The sequence below is a fragment of the Streptomyces sp. 3MP-14 genome, from assembly GCF_006334905.2.
Taxonomy (GTDB): domain Bacteria; phylum Actinomycetota; class Actinomycetes; order Streptomycetales; family Streptomycetaceae; genus Streptomyces; species Streptomyces triticirhizae.
Genome location: NZ_VDLZ02000022.1, coordinates 1 through 13,405, shown reverse-complemented (window position 1 = coordinate 13,405; position 13,405 = coordinate 1). Strand labels below are relative to the sequence as shown.

14 protein-coding genes are annotated in these 13,405 nt (G+C 71.6%); 7 read left to right on the top strand and 7 right to left on the bottom strand.

Annotated elements, in window-relative coordinates; genetic code table 11:
• Positions 1–45: 45 nt before the first annotated feature.
• From FH609_RS28465 to FH609_RS28455, 3 genes are all read right to left on the bottom strand, one after another.
• On the bottom strand, positions 46–1,371 hold the full coding sequence (locus FH609_RS28465; RefSeq protein WP_139674536.1) for an alginate lyase family protein: 1,326 nt from the start codon (positions 1,369–1,371) through the stop codon (positions 46–48).
• Positions 1,372–1,571: 200 nt separating this feature from the next.
• The gene (locus tag FH609_RS28460) at positions 1,572–2,543 is read right to left on the bottom strand and encodes an aldo/keto reductase (protein WP_139674533.1); all 972 of its coding nucleotides are present in this window, start codon (positions 2,541–2,543) and stop codon (positions 1,572–1,574) included.
• Positions 2,544–2,720: 177 nt separating this feature from the next.
• On the bottom strand, positions 2,721–3,518 hold the full coding sequence (locus FH609_RS28455; RefSeq protein WP_139674530.1) for an SGNH/GDSL hydrolase family protein: 798 nt from the start codon (positions 3,516–3,518) through the stop codon (positions 2,721–2,723).
• Positions 3,519–3,836: 318 nt separating this feature from the next.
• On the opposite strand from FH609_RS28455, the gene FH609_RS28450 reads away from it, so the two are divergent.
• Positions 3,837–6,086 (top strand): MMPL family transporter, encoded by a 2,250-nt coding sequence (locus FH609_RS28450; protein WP_139674527.1) that lies wholly within the window; start codon positions 3,837–3,839, stop codon positions 6,084–6,086.
• 69 nt (positions 6,087–6,155) lie between these two features.
• Positions 6,156–8,186, top strand: coding sequence for an ABC transporter ATP-binding protein (locus tag FH609_RS28445; protein ID WP_139674524.1), 2,031 nt, complete (start codon positions 6,156–6,158; stop codon positions 8,184–8,186).
• Here FH609_RS28445 and FH609_RS28440 read toward each other — a convergent pair.
• Positions 8,164–8,754 (bottom strand): dihydrofolate reductase family protein, encoded by a 591-nt coding sequence (locus FH609_RS28440; protein WP_139674521.1) that lies wholly within the window; start codon positions 8,752–8,754, stop codon positions 8,164–8,166. The two genes, FH609_RS28445 and FH609_RS28440, sit on opposite strands and share 23 nt — an antisense overlap.
• Positions 8,755–8,858: 104 nt before the next feature.
• Here FH609_RS28440 and FH609_RS28435 point away from each other — a divergent pair, with 104 nt between their 5' ends.
• Positions 8,859–9,455 (top strand): TetR/AcrR family transcriptional regulator, encoded by a 597-nt coding sequence (locus FH609_RS28435; protein ID WP_139674519.1) that lies wholly within the window; start codon positions 8,859–8,861, stop codon positions 9,453–9,455.
• 750 nt (positions 9,456–10,205) lie between these two features.
• Here FH609_RS28435 and FH609_RS28425 read toward each other — a convergent pair.
• A complete protein-coding gene (locus FH609_RS28425) occupies positions 10,206–10,409 on the bottom strand; it encodes a DUF397 domain-containing protein (protein WP_139674512.1) in 204 nt (67 codons plus the stop codon).
• A gap of 9 nt (positions 10,410–10,418) precedes the next feature.
• Positions 10,419–11,210 (bottom strand): DUF5753 domain-containing protein, encoded by a 792-nt coding sequence (locus FH609_RS28420; RefSeq protein ID WP_139674509.1) that lies wholly within the window; start codon positions 11,208–11,210, stop codon positions 10,419–10,421.
• A gap of 110 nt (positions 11,211–11,320) precedes the next feature.
• Here FH609_RS28420 and FH609_RS28415 point away from each other — a divergent pair, with 110 nt between their 5' ends.
• From FH609_RS28415 to FH609_RS28405, 3 genes are read left to right on the top strand one after another with little or no spacing between them, the layout of a single operon-like run.
• Positions 11,321–11,545 (top strand): hypothetical protein, encoded by a 225-nt coding sequence (locus tag FH609_RS28415; protein ID WP_139674506.1) that lies wholly within the window; start codon positions 11,321–11,323, stop codon positions 11,543–11,545.
• The gene (locus FH609_RS28410) at positions 11,542–11,889 is read left to right on the top strand and encodes a hypothetical protein (RefSeq protein ID WP_139674503.1); all 348 of its coding nucleotides are present in this window, start codon (positions 11,542–11,544) and stop codon (positions 11,887–11,889) included. Before FH609_RS28415 ends, FH609_RS28410 begins: the two co-directional genes overlap by 4 nt.
• 48 nt (positions 11,890–11,937) lie before the next feature.
• Entirely contained in the window at positions 11,938–12,378 is a 441-nt protein-coding gene (locus FH609_RS28405) for an NUDIX hydrolase (protein WP_139674500.1), read from the top strand.
• Here the strand turns inward: FH609_RS28405 and FH609_RS28400 are convergent.
• The gene (locus FH609_RS28400) at positions 12,343–12,900 is read right to left on the bottom strand and encodes a GNAT family N-acetyltransferase (RefSeq protein WP_139674497.1); all 558 of its coding nucleotides are present in this window, start codon (positions 12,898–12,900) and stop codon (positions 12,343–12,345) included. The genes FH609_RS28405 and FH609_RS28400 overlap by 36 nt on opposite strands.
• Positions 12,901–13,004: 104 nt before the next feature.
• On the opposite strand from FH609_RS28400, the gene FH609_RS28395 reads away from it, so the two are divergent.
• Complete coding sequence (locus tag FH609_RS28395; RefSeq protein ID WP_139674494.1) at positions 13,005–13,214, top strand: DUF397 domain-containing protein; 210 nt, start codon at positions 13,005–13,007, stop codon at positions 13,212–13,214.
• Positions 13,215–13,405 lie beyond the last annotated feature (191 nt).

Below are 13,405 nucleotides of genomic sequence, written 5' to 3'. Positions count from 1 at the left end.
GGGCGCGTCAACTGGGTTCGGGCGTGGGCCGGTTGACTGGTTGGGCTAGTTGAGCTGGTTGGCGTGGGTGAGGGTGCCCCAGGCGACGAAGAGCCAGTTGCTGCCCTGCGGGCGGGTCGACTCGGTGTACGCCTGGGTGTTGGTCATGGCGTGGCCGAGCCGGTTGCCCATCGCGTTGAAGCCGACCTCGGTCACCGGGCCCAGGCCGCGCGTGATGTCGCCGCCGCACAGCCAGCTCGGCGGCGCCTCCCGCTCGTAGCGGGTCTGGAGCCCGAGGCCGTGCCGCAGCCGCTCGCCGACGTGGCCGGTGTAGAGGTCCTCGCCCTGGATGCGGCTGGTCTCGGCGACGTTGGCGATGGAGGCCAGGCCGTAGCCGGTGTGGGTGAAGTCCCGGCAGGTCTCCTGGGTGACGCCGTTGACGAAGGTGCTCTGACCGTGCCAGTAGTTGACGATCTCCTGCGGGGTGTCCAGGCCGCTGCCGGGCACGGTGCGCGGCAGCGCGCCGTCCGACTCCAGGTAGATGAACGCCGGCACCCGGTTGAGGAAGCGGCTCATCGCCTGGTCGTAGGCGCCCGCGTCGTCGAGGAAGACGGCGATGCCGACGGCGGCCTCCATCATGGTCAGCTCCCAGTTGCCGTTGCTGTGGGAGCCGCCGATGACCTCCGGCAGATAGACGTTCCGCAGCATGTCGGCGAAGGCGCCGGCGCCGGGCCAGTCGCCGTAGGTGTGCTTGACCAGCTCGGCGGCCCTGGCCCAGGAGGCGCCGGCCCAGCCGGTCTGGAGCGGGGCGTTGCTGTTGGTGTGGTCGGTGATCACGGCCGACCAGGCGTCCATCAGCTGGATGGCCTTCTCGGCGTACCGCGCGTCCTGGGTGAGGTACCAGGCCAGCGCGTTGGTGTACGCGGCGATGGCGTCCTCGCGCTCGTCGGTGCAGCCGTGGTTGGGGTTGGAGTAGGAGCCGCACTCGACGACCGCGCGGGGCCGTGGCTGGCGGTTCTGGTCGGCGAACGGCGAGGCCATCATCTGGTCGAAGGCGGCGGCCCAGGGCTGTTCACCCGCCTGAACGCGGGCTCGGACGAAGTCCAGTTGGGACTGGCTGACCAGCACCCCGGGGTGGGTGAAGCTGGCCGGGGCCAGCGGGCGGACCTCGTCGGACGCGGCGCGTTCGGCGCTTTCGGCGCGTTCGGCGCTTTCGGCCGCCGGCTGGGCCGCCGGCTCGGCGGCGGCGGTGGTGGTGCCGGCCGGGAGCAGGCCGAACAGCACCGCGCCCACCAGGGCGAGGAGCCCGATGACCTTGGGGAACGAGCCCCGGCGGGCGCGGGGGGTGCGTGGGGTGCGTGGGGGTCTGTTGGACGCGGGTTCGTCGGACATGTGGGGGGCCTCCCTGAGGAGTGGCAACGGACCGGACGCGCGAGTTCAGCGATACCTGAGGTGTTCTTGCCGCCCCGGTGGTTCATAACTGTGAACTCAAGGCGGTCACTTGAACATTGGGTCGGTGCGCCGAACGTAGGTCTGGACCATTGGGGTGTCAACCCACCCCTCCCGGTTCCGGAACTCCCCGCCCCCCGCGCCTACTTGAACCCGGCCACCGCGTGCGGCGTGTACGGCTCCTCCAGCCGCGCGATCTCCTCCTCGGTGAGCGTCACCTCCGTCGCCGCCACCGCGTCCTCGATGTGGCGGGCCGAGGTGGCGCCGACGATCGGCGCGGTGACGGTCGGGTTGGCCAGCAGCCAGGCCAACGCGACGCGCGCGGGCGGCACTTCGCGCCGCTCACCGATCTCCAGCACCCGCTCCACGATCTGCCGGTCGCCCGGCTGGTAGAGCGTCGCGCCGAACTCGTCCGTCGCCGACCGGGCGGTGGCCTCGTCCCAGGGTCGGGTCAGCCGGCCGCGCGCGAGCGGGGACCAGGGGATGACGCCCACGCCCTGGTCGGCGCAGAGCGGCAGCATCTCCCGCTCCTCCTCGCGGTAGATCAGGTTGTAGTGGTTCTGCATCGACACGAACCGCGTCCAGCCGTTCCGCTCCGCGACCTGCTGCGCCTTGGCGAACTGCCAGGCCCACATGGAGGAAGCACCGATATAACGGGCCTTGCCGGCCTTCACCACATCGTGCAGCGCCTCCATCGTCTCCTCGACCGGGGTGTTCGGGTCGAAGCGGTGGATCTGGTAGAGGTCCACGTAGTCGGTGCCGAGGCGGCGCAGGCTGTGGTCGATCTCGGCGAGGATCGCCTTCCGGGACAGGCCGGCGCCGTTCGGCCCCGGCCGCATCCGCCCGTTCACCTTGGTCGCGATGACCACCTCGTCCCGGCGGGCGAAGTCGGCCAGGGCGCGGCCGGTGATCTCCTCGCTGGTGCCGTCGGAGTACACGTTGGCCGTGTCGAAGAACGTGATCCCGGCCTCGACCGCCTGCCGGATCAGCGGCCGGCTGGTCTCCTCGTCCAACGACCACGGGTGCGCGCCGCGTTCGGGCACCCCGAAGCTCATGCAGCCCAGACAGACCACCGACACCTCAAGCCCGGTCGCCCCGAGTCGCGTGTACCGCATGTCCCTACCTCCGTCACTCGTGCCGTCCCCCTCGAACCCGCCGATGGTATGCGCCGATCGTGACGACGACGCGAAGCGAGGCGCGTCCGCGCGGAGGGGAACGGGACGGGCGCCGTGCCGTCCGGGGCCGGCGGGTGCCGGCCCCGGACGGTGCGACGGTTCAGGCCGTCGCCCGGGTCAGGCCGACGCCTCCGGCAGGGCGTCGAGGAGGCCGGTCAGGGCCGAGAACCAGGTGTCGGCCATCTTGCGGATGCCGGCGTCGTTGGGGTGGACGCCGTCCGAGGTGTCGGTGGCGGTGTCGAAGCCGGTCCACAGGTCGACCACGGTCAGCGGCGACTCGGCGGTGGTCAGGCCCGCCGCCCAGCCGGGGATGGCGGCGTTCAGTTCGACGACCCGGTTCCAGCAGTCGCCGCACCCGCTCGGGGTCATCGGGAGGATCTGCGCGACCAGCACCTGGACGTCCGGGTTGTGGGCGCGCATCTGGCCGATCATGGTGGTGTAGGCGTCGAGGATGGTCGCCGTCGGCAGGCCGCTCCAGACGTCGTTGGTGCCCAGCGTCATCATCACCACGTCGGGGTTGGCGTTGGCCATCCAGCCGGGCAGCAGGTTGTCGCGGACGATGCCGGTGGCCAGGATGCCGCCGTGGCCCTCGTGTTCGCCGTCGTAGGGGAAGCCGCAGCCGTCGGGGGTGCGGGAGCCGACGAAGTCGACGTCGGTGTAACCGGCGGCCTGCATGTCCTGCCAGAGCAGGGCGCGCCAACAGCCGGGTGAGCCGGTGATGGAGTCGCCGAGCGCCATGATCCGGGTGGGCTCGGCGGCCTGCGGCTCGGCGGCCGGTTCCACGGCGGCCGGCTCGGCCGGCGCCTCGGCGGCGCGGGCCGGGCTGGCGACCAGGGTCAGCAACAGGGCGCCGACCAGGGCGAGAAGGGCGGCGGCGGCCACGGCGGGCCGGGGGAAGCGGACGTGTCTGTCCATGGGGGGCTGCTCCAGGGTAGGGCTGAGGAACCGCCGGCGCGCGGTGCGTCGTCCCGTGACGCCGCGCTCAGCCCCCTCCGGTGGCCGTCGTTCATTGTCCCGCCGGGCCCGCGCCGCCTCAACGGGGCGAAACGGGCAGCTCGTTGACCCCGGTTGACGCGCGGCGGCCGACGCCGGTCGACGCCCGGCCAGGGCGCGGCCCCCGGCGCGCCCGGAACGTGATCCGCGTCTCATTCGCCGCGCGGGCGGTCGTTCGGTGTCACAGCCGCGCCACGCGCCCTGTCGTGAGGGAAACGACCACGGCGGAGCGGAGCTGAGATGTTGGGACGACTGGGCGCGACGCTGCTGAGGCGGCGGCGGGCCGTGCTGCTGGTGGCGGTGGTGCTGGCGCTCGCGGGGGCGGGCACGGGCGGGGGCCTGTTCGACCGGTTGAAGGGTGGCGGGTTCGACGACCCGGGCGCCGAGTCGACCCTGGCGGCCGAGGCGTTGGCGGAACGCTTCGGCCGCGACGACCTCAACCTGGTGCTGCTGGTGCACGCCGAGCGCGGAGTGGACGACCCGGCGGCGGCCGAGGCGGGCGCGGCGCTCGGCCGGCGGCTGGCCGCCGAGGACGGCGTGACCGAAGTGCTCTCCTACTGGGAGGCTGGCAACGCCCCTAACCTGCGCTCCGAGGACGGCCGCGCGGCGCTGGTGCTGGCCGCGATCGAGGGCGACGAGACGGAGGCCGGGGAGCGGCTGGCCGAGCTGGAGCCCACCTACGAGGGCGAGGTGGCCGACGGGGCACTGGACATCGAGTTCGGCGGCTCCGCCGTGATCAACCAGGAGCTGAGCGAACTCAGCGAACGCGACGCCGTGCGCGGCGAGATGCTGGCGTTCCCGCTGCTGCTGCTGGTGCTGGTCGCGGTCTTCGGCAGCCTGCTGGCCGCCGCGCTGCCGCTGGTCGTCGGCCTGGTGACGATCCTGCTGACGCTGGGCCTGCTGTGGGTCCTGGCCGGAGTGACGGACCTGTCGGTACTGGCAGTGAACGTGGTCACCGTGCTGGGCCTCGGACTGGCCGTCGACTACAGCCTGTTGATGGTCAACCGGTACCGCGAGGAGCTGGCCCACGGCCGGGAGCCGGCCGAGGCGATCCGGCTGATGATGCTCTCGGCCGGGCGGACGGTGATCTTCTCGGCGGTGACGGTCGCGGTCACGCTGGCCAGCCTGGCGTGGTTCCCCGCGCTGGCGCTGCGGTCGATGGCGTACGCCGGGATCGCCGTCTCGCTGCTGGCGGCGGCGGTGACGCTGACCGTGCTGCCGGTGCTGCTGGCCGTGCTGGGCCGCCGCGCCAACGCCGGCCGGATGCTGCGCAACCGCGCCAACACCCCGGTGGAACACGGCTTCTGGCACCGGCTGGCCTCCGTGGTGATGCGCAGGGCGGTGCCGGTGGCCACCCTGGGCACGCTGCTGTTGCTGGTCCTCGGCGCCCCGTTCCTGAACATCCGGCTGGGCAGCGCCGACGAGCGGGCCCTGCCGGAGTCCTCGGCGGGGCGGCAGGTCGCGGAGGAGCTGCGGGCCAACTTCGACGCGGGCGAGTCCGACGCGGTCTCCGTGGTGCTGCCCGCGCTGCCGCCGGACGGCAACGGCGACCAACTCGACGCCTACGCCGCCGCGTTGTCCGCGCTGAACGACGTGGCGCGGGTGGACGCGCCGACCGGCAGCTTCGCCGGCGGCGCGCTGGTCGCGCCGCCCGGCCCGGCGCACGAGGGCCTGGTGGCCGCCGACGGCGGGGGAACGGCCCTGACGGTGGTGCCCGAGCCGGTGGGCAACCGCGCGCTGGAGGACCTGGTCGACGCGACCCGCGCGGTGGACGCGCCGGGCGAGACGCTGGTGGGCGGCCGGGTGGCGGTGGCCGTCGACTCCAACGCCAGCATCATGGACCGGCTGCCGGTGGCCGGGCTGACGCTGCTGGCCGCGATGGTGGTGCTGCTGTTCCTGCTGACCGGCAGCGTGCTGCTGCCCTTCGTGGCGATGCTGCTGAGCGCGCTGGGCCTGACGGCCGCGTTCGGGGTGCTGGTGTGGGGCTTCCAGGACGGCCATCTCTCCGGCCTGTTGGGCTTCACGGTCACCGGCGAGGTGGTGTCCACCGTTCCCGTGCTGCTCTTCGCCTGCGCGTTCGGCCTGGGCATGGACTACCAGGTCTTCCTCCTCTCCCGCATCCGCGAGGAGTACGAGGCGAGCGGCGACCCGGCCTCGGCGGTGGCGGTCGGGCTGGAGCGGGTCGGCCGGATCGTGACGGCGGCGGCCGTGGCGCTCTCGGTGGTGTTCCTGGCGTTCCTGATCTCGGAGATCACCTTTGTGCAGGCGCTGGGTGTGGGCCTGCCGCTGGCGGTGCTGGTGGACGCGACGCTGATCAGGGGCGCGCTGCTGCCGGCCGCGATGAAGCTGGGCGGCCGGGCGCTGTGGTGGTCGCCGGCCCCGCTGCGCCGGGTGCACGACCGGTTCGGGCTGCGGGAGTCGGCCGCGCCCGAGCCAACCGGCGGCCCGGCGGAGCAACTTCCCGGGGACCCCGTGCGTTCTGCTCCTTAGGAACGAAGATCCGGGAACGAAGACCGGGAACGAAGATCCGGGAACGGGCCCGGCCCGAGGGGGAACGCGATGGCGGAGCAGCGAGCGGCGGAGGCCGGGGCGGCCGAGGAGGCGGCGAGAGCGTCGGCGGACGCCCCGGCCGGGAACGGACCGGCGGACGCCCCGGCCGGGAACGGACCGGCGAAGGAGTCGGCGGACGCCCCGGCGGGGAACGAGCCGCCGGCCTGGCGGGTGCTGTTGGGCTATGTCCGGCCCTACCGCTGGACGCTGCTCCTGGGCGCGCTGCTCTCGCTGGTCACCGGCGCGGCCGGGCTGGCGTTGCCGCTGGTGGCCCGTTCCCTGATCGAGAACCTGGGCGGGGACGGCGGCATCGCCAGCCAGCTGCTGTGGCTGACGCTGCTGGTGTTCGCCAACGCCGGGCTCGGCGCGCTCGGCTACTACATCCTGCAACGCACCGCCGAGTCGGTGGTGTTGACCGCGCGGCGCTCGTTGACCTCCTATCTGCTGCGGCTGCGGATCTCGGCCGTGGACGCCAGCGAGCCGGGCGACCTGCTCTCGCGCGCCACCTCGGACACCACGCTGCTGCGGGCGATGACCACCCAGTCGCTGATCGGCCTCGGCACCGGCGGGCTGACGCTGGTGGCCACGCTGCTGATGATGGGCCTGGTGGACGTGGTGCTGCTCGGGGTCACGCTCGGCGTGGTCGCGGCGGCGGGCGTGGTCATCGGCATCATCGCGCCGATGATCCAGCGGGCGAGCAAGCGCGCGCAGGAGTCCGTCGGCGAGATGGGCGCCAGCCTGGAGCGGGTGCTGGGCGCGCTGCGCACGGTGAAGGCGGCGGGCGCCGAGGAGCGCGAGGAGCGCACGGTGCACGAGGCGGCCGAACGTTCCTGGCGGGCCAGCGTCACCTCGGCGAAGTGGACGGCGGTCGCGGGGAACACCATGTTCCTCGCGATCCAGGGCGTGTTCCTCACGGTGCTGGCGGTGGGCGGGGCGCGGGTGGCGACCGGCTCGATCGAGATCGGGACGCTGGTGGCGTTCCTGCTCTACGTCTTCTATCTGATCTCGCCGCTCCAGGAGGTGGTGAGCGCGATCACTCAGTATCAGGTGGGTTCGGCGGCGATCAGCCGCATCCGCGAGGTGTGGGCGCTGCCGGTGGAGCCGACGGCCTCCGGCGACCGGCCGGCCCTGGCCGCCGGGGGCGGGGAGCCGGCGGCGGTCGCGTTCGATGGCGTGCGCTTCCGTTACGCGCCGGACGCGCCCCTGGTCCACCACGGCGTGGACTTCAGCGTGCCGGCGCGCGGGATGACGGCGTTCGTCGGCCCTTCGGGCGCCGGCAAGACGACGGTCTTCTCGTTGATCGAGCGGTTCTACGACGCCACCGAGGGCCGGGTGCTGCTGGACGGCCGGGACGTGCGGGAGTGGGACCTGGCCGAACTCCGCGCTTCCATCGGCTATGTGGAGCAGGACGCCCCCGTGCTCTCCGGGACGCTCCGCGACAACCTGCTCTTCGGCGCGCCCGACACCGCCGAGGACGCGCTGGCCGAGACGCTGCGCACGGCGCGGCTCGACACGCTGGTGGCGCGGCTGCCGGACGGGCTGGACACGCTGGTGGGCCACCGGGGCACCAAGCTGTCCGGCGGGGAACGTCAACGGGTCGCGATCGCCCGGGCGTTGCTGCGCCGGCCCCGGCTGCTGCTGCTCGACGAGGCGACCTCGCAGTTGGACGCGGTCAACGAGGCGGCGCTGCGGGACACCGTCGCCGAGGTGGCGCGCCGCACCACGGTGCTGGTGGTGGCGCACCGGCTCTCGACGGTGACCTCGGCCGACCGGATCGTGGTGATGGACGCCGGCCGGGTGCGGGCGGTCGGCACGCACCGGGAGCTGGTGGCGAGCAACCCGCTGTACGCGGAGTTGGCCGCCACGCAGTTCCTCACGGAGCGGGCCGACGACGGGGCCGGCGGCCCCGTGGCGGGCGAGGCCGCGCCGGGCGGGCCGGGCGGCGCCCTGCCCGACGGGCCGTCGGGCAACGGGCCTTCGGGCAACGGCTCGTCGGCCAACGGGCGTGCCGTGGACGTCACCGCCGGGCCAGCCAGCTGACGACCACCCCGTTGTCGAAGGTCTTCCGGTCGGTGACCGCGAAGACCGTGGGGTCGAACGCCCCCTCGAACGCGGAGACTCCGGCGCCGGCGACCACCGGGTAGCTCTTGATGATCAACTCGTCGATCTCCGGGAGCAGTTGCCCGGCGAGGTTGCCGCCGCCGCAGAGCCAGATGTCCTTGTCCGCGTCCTCGCGCTTGAGGGCGCGGACCAGGCCCACCGGGTCGCGGCGGACCAGGGTGACCTGGGCGTCCGGGTTCTCCGGCACGGTGGTGGAGACGACGTACTGCCGCAGGTGGGCATAGGGGTCCACCCAGCCCTCGGCCAGTCCGGGTTCGTAGCTGCCCCGACCCATCAGCACGGTGTCGAACCGCTGGAGGGGGGTGTCGGCCAGCCCGAAGGGCTCGCGGGCGGCGGCCGGGATGGTGTCCGGCAGCGCCTTCGTCATCCAGGTGTGGTACTCGGCGGTCTGCTTCTCGTCGCCGAAGGGGTAGAAGTCGAACTCGCCGCCGGGGCCGGCGATCCGGCCGTCGAGGGAGACGCCGACGTAGTAGACAAGCTTGCGCATGAGGCTCCTTGTGACGTGCTGAAGAACTGAAGTACTGAAGTACCGCAGTTGGAGTACTGTGGTTGCAGTGGTTTCAACGTAGTACTACATCTGGAGTGGTGTCAATGGTGCGCAGAAACGACGAACGGCGGGCGGCGCTGCTCGACGCCGCGATCGAGGTGCTGGCGGAGGGGGGCGCACGGGGGCTGACGTTCCGCGCCGTGGACGCCGAGGCGGGCGTTCCCAACGGCACGACGTCCAACTACTTCGCCAACCGCGACCAACTGCTCATCCAGGCCGGCACCCGGGTCTACGAACGCCTCGACCCGGGCGAGGAAGGGGCGAGCGAGGGCGGGGCGGCGGAGGAGCCCTCGGGCCCACAGGACACCGAGCGGTTCGTCGAGCTGATGGTCGACCTGGTGGCCAAGGTCGGCGGCTTCCGCAGCGGCTATCTCGCGCTGCTGGAGCTGCGGCTCGAAGCCGTTCGCAGGCCGGAGCTGCGCCGGCTGCTCACGGAGCGGGTACGCGCCGACATCGCGCACAACGTCGCCCACCAGGCGGCCTCGGGCCTGCCCGGCGACGCCATCTCCGTCAAGCTGCTGATCTGCGCGTACAACTGGCTGATCCTCGAACAGCTCACGCTGCCCGAGGTGTTCGACGAGGCGGAGCGCGCCGAACTCATCCGCGCGGCGGTGCCGCGTCTGGTGGGTGAGGCAGGGTGAACGGGGCGGGTTCGGCGAACGGGGCGGGTTCGGCGAACGGGGCGGGTTCGGCGAAGGGGGTGGAGTAGGGGTGGGTGCGGGTGGTGTGTTGGGGGCGGGGTTCGTCTGCGGGCCGGTGGCCGGTGCGGGGCAGCCCGTCTGGTCGTTTGTTCGTCGACGAGGCTTGTTGTGTGTGGTTGGGGTTCTGGCGCGGGCTACGAAGCCGGGCCTACGTGGCACACGACCGGCCGGGTGCGGGCGTAACGAATGCCGGCAGGAGGCTGGCTGGGAAGGGGGGCGCGGCTTCCGGGAGGTGGAGTTCGTTGCCGCCGGGGTGATCGGGAGTGCGGTGCGTGCCCTCCGGGCGCAGGGACTGCGGCTTGTTCGGGGGCCGGTTGGCGGCTGGGGGCGTGCGTAGCGCGCACCGGCTTCGCCGGCCTGCCCCGGCATGTCGCCCGTCTCGGACGTGACCGATCATCGGGCGTCTCGCGGGGACGGTGCCGGTTGTTCGGGTGGGCGGGCGGTGGGTGGTGGGGTTGGGTCAACGACCACGCTGCCGCGCGAACATCGCCTGCTGTCTTGGTAGTCCACGGGCCGTCGACTCCCGAAGGCGGGCGCGCGGGGGGTGGGGGACCTTTTTTCTAGGTGCCCGTCGAGAGTTGAACGGATCGTTCAACGCGTGAGGGCCGTCGAGTTGTTGAACGACCAACGCGGCCCCACCCGTTGGTGGGGCCGCGCGGTGTTGGGTTGTCTGTTGTGGGGCGCCGGGGGTCAGTCGGCGTCCCGCTTCAGGTGGTTGACGAACGAGGTCCAGGCGGTGGGGGCGAAGACAAACGCGCCACGCGCGCGGTCCTTGCTGTCGCCCACCGCGATGTCCCCGGCGTCAACGGTCTGGATCTCGACGCACTGGCCCCCGTTGTCAGCGCTGTACGACGAGCTGCGCCACAGGTCTTCGGGGAGGTGGTGCCGGAGCATGGGGGTGCCTCACAGTTGTTTCTCCAGGTCCCGCGCCAACCGCGAGATCAGGGTCATGGATTGCCGTGACGATAGAGCGGATGCTCTCACCTGGTGAAAGGCCCTTCGATACCGCTCAACAGGGGCATCCTCCTCCAGGTAGAGCGCCCCGTCCAGGTAGTCAACGCTCACCACGTCCAGCTGGAGCGGGTCCGGGTAGGAGTAGATGGTGAAGCCGCCGTCCAGGCCGGCGTGCCAGCCCTGACCGAGGGGGACGACCTGGATCGACACCTCTGGCGGGGAGTTGATCTCGCGCAGCCGCCTCAGCTGAGCGGCCTGGATGGCCGGGCTGCTGATCTGGCGATGCAACACCGCCTCGTCGAGCACGCAGACGAACTGGGGCGGGGCCTCGCGCCGAAGGATCTCCTGGCGGACCATCCGCATCTGCAACCAGGTCGCGATCTGTTCCTCGGTGGCGGAACGCTCGGCCGCGCGGATCACGGCCTCGGCGTACTCCGCCGTCTGCAACAGGCCGTGCACCAGCAGCGGTTGGAAGACATGGATGCGAACGGCGTCGTCCTCCAGGTCCAGGCGCTCCTCGAAGTCCGGGTCGAGGTCCTGGCTGTACTGGTGCCACCAGCCCTTCTTGCGTGACTGCCGGAGCATCGCCGTCAGCGCGGTGACCGTTCGCTCGTCCTTGACGCCGTACAGCTCCAGCAGCGCTTCGAGTTCGAGTCGACGGATCGACATGCGGCCGTTCTCGATGCGGCTGATCTTCGGCTTGTCGCCGTCGATGCGCTCGGCCGCGTCCTCGAGGGTCAGGGCGGGTGACGGCGGCCGATTCCGGGTGGGAGTTCATGCTTCCGCTGCCGGGGCGGTGGGGGGCCAACGCGTGGGTGGTGGGGCCGTGTTGGTTCTTCTGTGGTCATCAGGTGACGGCGGTGGTGTGGATCGGGGCGGTCTCCACCGTGGGGGCGCACGCCCCGCTGTACGCCTGCGGGGGGTGTCTGGATCAACTGCACGCGATGGTCTGGGACTTCGCGGAGTCGGGGTGGAAGGCGCGCTACCGGCGGGCGCGGACGGTGTTCGGGCGGCGGCTGCGGCGGTTGGCCGACGCGTATCAACCAACGGAGACGAAGGGGAGCGGCGGGGGATGACCGAGATTGTTCGGGGCGCGGAGTGGGTGCTGGTCAAGGAGCGGGGGCCGGGGGTGCCGGAGGGCATCTACGGGGCGGAGTGCATGAGCTGCGAGGCGCGTTCGCCGCTGTTCGACGACGATGAGCTGCCGGTGGCGGTGTGGTCGCTCCAGCACACGGCCGAGTTCCCGGAGCACACGTTGTTCCTGGCGCGGACCGAGCGGCACTGGCGGGTCGTGCCCCGCCCACACGACCCGGCCCCGGCCCAACGCCCGGACACCGGCGGGGTGTTGGGGCCGGCGTTCGTCGGGCTGATGTGCCTGCTGACGGCGCTGTCCGGCCTGCTGCCGGCCCTCACCAACTGACCAACCAACCAAGCAAGTCAACTCATCTACACGAGACAAGGGTTCTTCATGCGTACGACGATTGTCCGCTCCACCGTTCCGTTCACCTTCCACGTGTTGGCGACCACACAGTCCAACCACGTGTTGATGGTGCGGGGGAAGCGGGAGGGGATGGACGACGGGTGGGTACTGCCGCACGGCACCGTGCCCCAGGGCCGCTGCGTGATCCTGGCCGCCCGGGAGGTGCTGATGAAGCAGACCGGATGCGACCGCTCCCTCGCCGAAGTCCTCGCCATGACCCCGACGACCGACGAGGACGGCACGCTCGACGGCTTCTCCTACGTCCTGGACGGCGGAGTGCTGAAGCCGCCTTCAGCTGACCAACCAGCCGAACCGGCACGCCGCCGGGGCCCGCCCAACCGGGCCCCGACCGGCGGCCTCCGTCGGGTTCTCGCTGACCAGCGGCTGGGGGGATCAGGTGCTTGTGCGGGGTTTCGACCCGGGTTCTGACAGCGCTCGGAACCGTTCTTCCAGGTCCGTGACGCGCTCGGCCCGGCGGCCCATGAGATAGACCTTGGTGCGCGTGCGCTGTACTTCGTGCATCAGCTCGAACCCTTGGGTTTCGTAGTACTTCACCAGTCCAGGAAAGTGGCAGCCACGGCGAACCCAGGTGCGCCCGCGCAGCGCCGCCCGGTCCACGGCCCAGAGTGCCATCGCCGTTCCCGGCTTCATCTCGCGATAGGCGGGGTCGGTGACGGTCGAGTAGAGATAGTGAGCCGGCTCGTTGAGTTCCTCTTCCGTCCAGCCCCACGGGGGAGTCTGTTCCTGGACGGTGGTGCAACCGATGACGCGCCCGTCATCCCCGGCGAGGACCCACACGTCGCCCTCGGAGTTCTGCGCCTGACGCGCGAGTTCGGCCGCGTTCTCCCGCCAGCTCGGGAGCCCGTGCCCCTCCAGCCAGCCGGAGCGGGCCAGGATCACCCTCTCAACGGCGGGGATGTCATCGGCTGTGGCCGGGCGCATGGCAAACATGCTGCCTCCTGGTGGCGGGAAGGGATGACAGGAAGGATCGAGCGGCGAAGTCCGGGGCGTTCAATGCCTGATGGGCCCATCGGAACAAGGACAGGAAGTTCGACATGATCCGGTACCACCTCCCCGAAGACCTGTGGCGCAGCTCGTCGTACAGTGCTGACAACGGGGGCCAGTGCGTCGAGATCCAGACCGTTGACGCGGGAGACATCGCGGTGGGCGACAGCAAGGACCGCGCGCGCGGCGCGTTCGTCTTCGCTCCCGCCGCCTGGACCTCGTTCGTCAACCACCTGAAGGACGAGCCCGTTCGGCATTGAACGAACTGTTCAACTCGAGACGGGCACCTACAAAAAGAGTCCCCGTTATGTTTTTCGCGGCTCCGCAATGGGGCCGCTGGCCTCTGGGCCCGGTATGACTGTTGCCCCCTGTCGAAGGCATGACCTGGGGGGTGGTGTCGCCGGGACCCGGGGGTGTTCGTCGGAGACGCTGATCAGAGGTCCGGCCACCG

Excerpts from the sequence above, each read along its gene's own strand:
- FH609_RS28395 (WP_139674494.1), top strand. The coding sequence starts at position 13,005 with ATGATCCGGTACCACCTCCCCGAAGACCTGTGGCGCAGCTCGTCGTAC.
- FH609_RS28455 (WP_139674530.1), bottom strand. The coding sequence starts at position 3,518 with ATGGACAGACACGTCCGCTTCCCCCGGCCCGCCGTGGCCGCCGCCGCC.
- FH609_RS28460 (WP_139674533.1), bottom strand. The coding sequence starts at position 2,543 with ATGCGGTACACGCGACTCGGGGCGACCGGGCTTGAGGTGTCGGTGGTC.
- FH609_RS28450 (WP_139674527.1), top strand. The coding sequence starts at position 3,837 with ATGTTGGGACGACTGGGCGCGACGCTGCTGAGGCGGCGGCGGGCCGTG.
- FH609_RS28410 (WP_139674503.1), top strand. The coding sequence starts at position 11,542 with ATGACCGAGATTGTTCGGGGCGCGGAGTGGGTGCTGGTCAAGGAGCGG.
- FH609_RS28435 (WP_139674519.1), top strand. The coding sequence starts at position 8,859 with ATGGTGCGCAGAAACGACGAACGGCGGGCGGCGCTGCTCGACGCCGCG.
- FH609_RS28445 (WP_139674524.1), top strand. The coding sequence starts at position 6,156 with ATGGCGGAGCAGCGAGCGGCGGAGGCCGGGGCGGCCGAGGAGGCGGCG.
- FH609_RS28405 (WP_139674500.1), top strand. The coding sequence starts at position 11,938 with ATGCGTACGACGATTGTCCGCTCCACCGTTCCGTTCACCTTCCACGTG.
- FH609_RS28440 (WP_139674521.1), bottom strand. The coding sequence starts at position 8,754 with ATGCGCAAGCTTGTCTACTACGTCGGCGTCTCCCTCGACGGCCGGATC.
- FH609_RS28425 (WP_139674512.1), bottom strand. The coding sequence starts at position 10,409 with ATGCTCCGGCACCACCTCCCCGAAGACCTGTGGCGCAGCTCGTCGTAC.
- FH609_RS28465 (WP_139674536.1), bottom strand. The coding sequence starts at position 1,371 with ATGTCCGACGAACCCGCGTCCAACAGACCCCCACGCACCCCACGCACC.
- FH609_RS28400 (WP_139674497.1), bottom strand. The coding sequence starts at position 12,900 with ATGTTTGCCATGCGCCCGGCCACAGCCGATGACATCCCCGCCGTTGAG.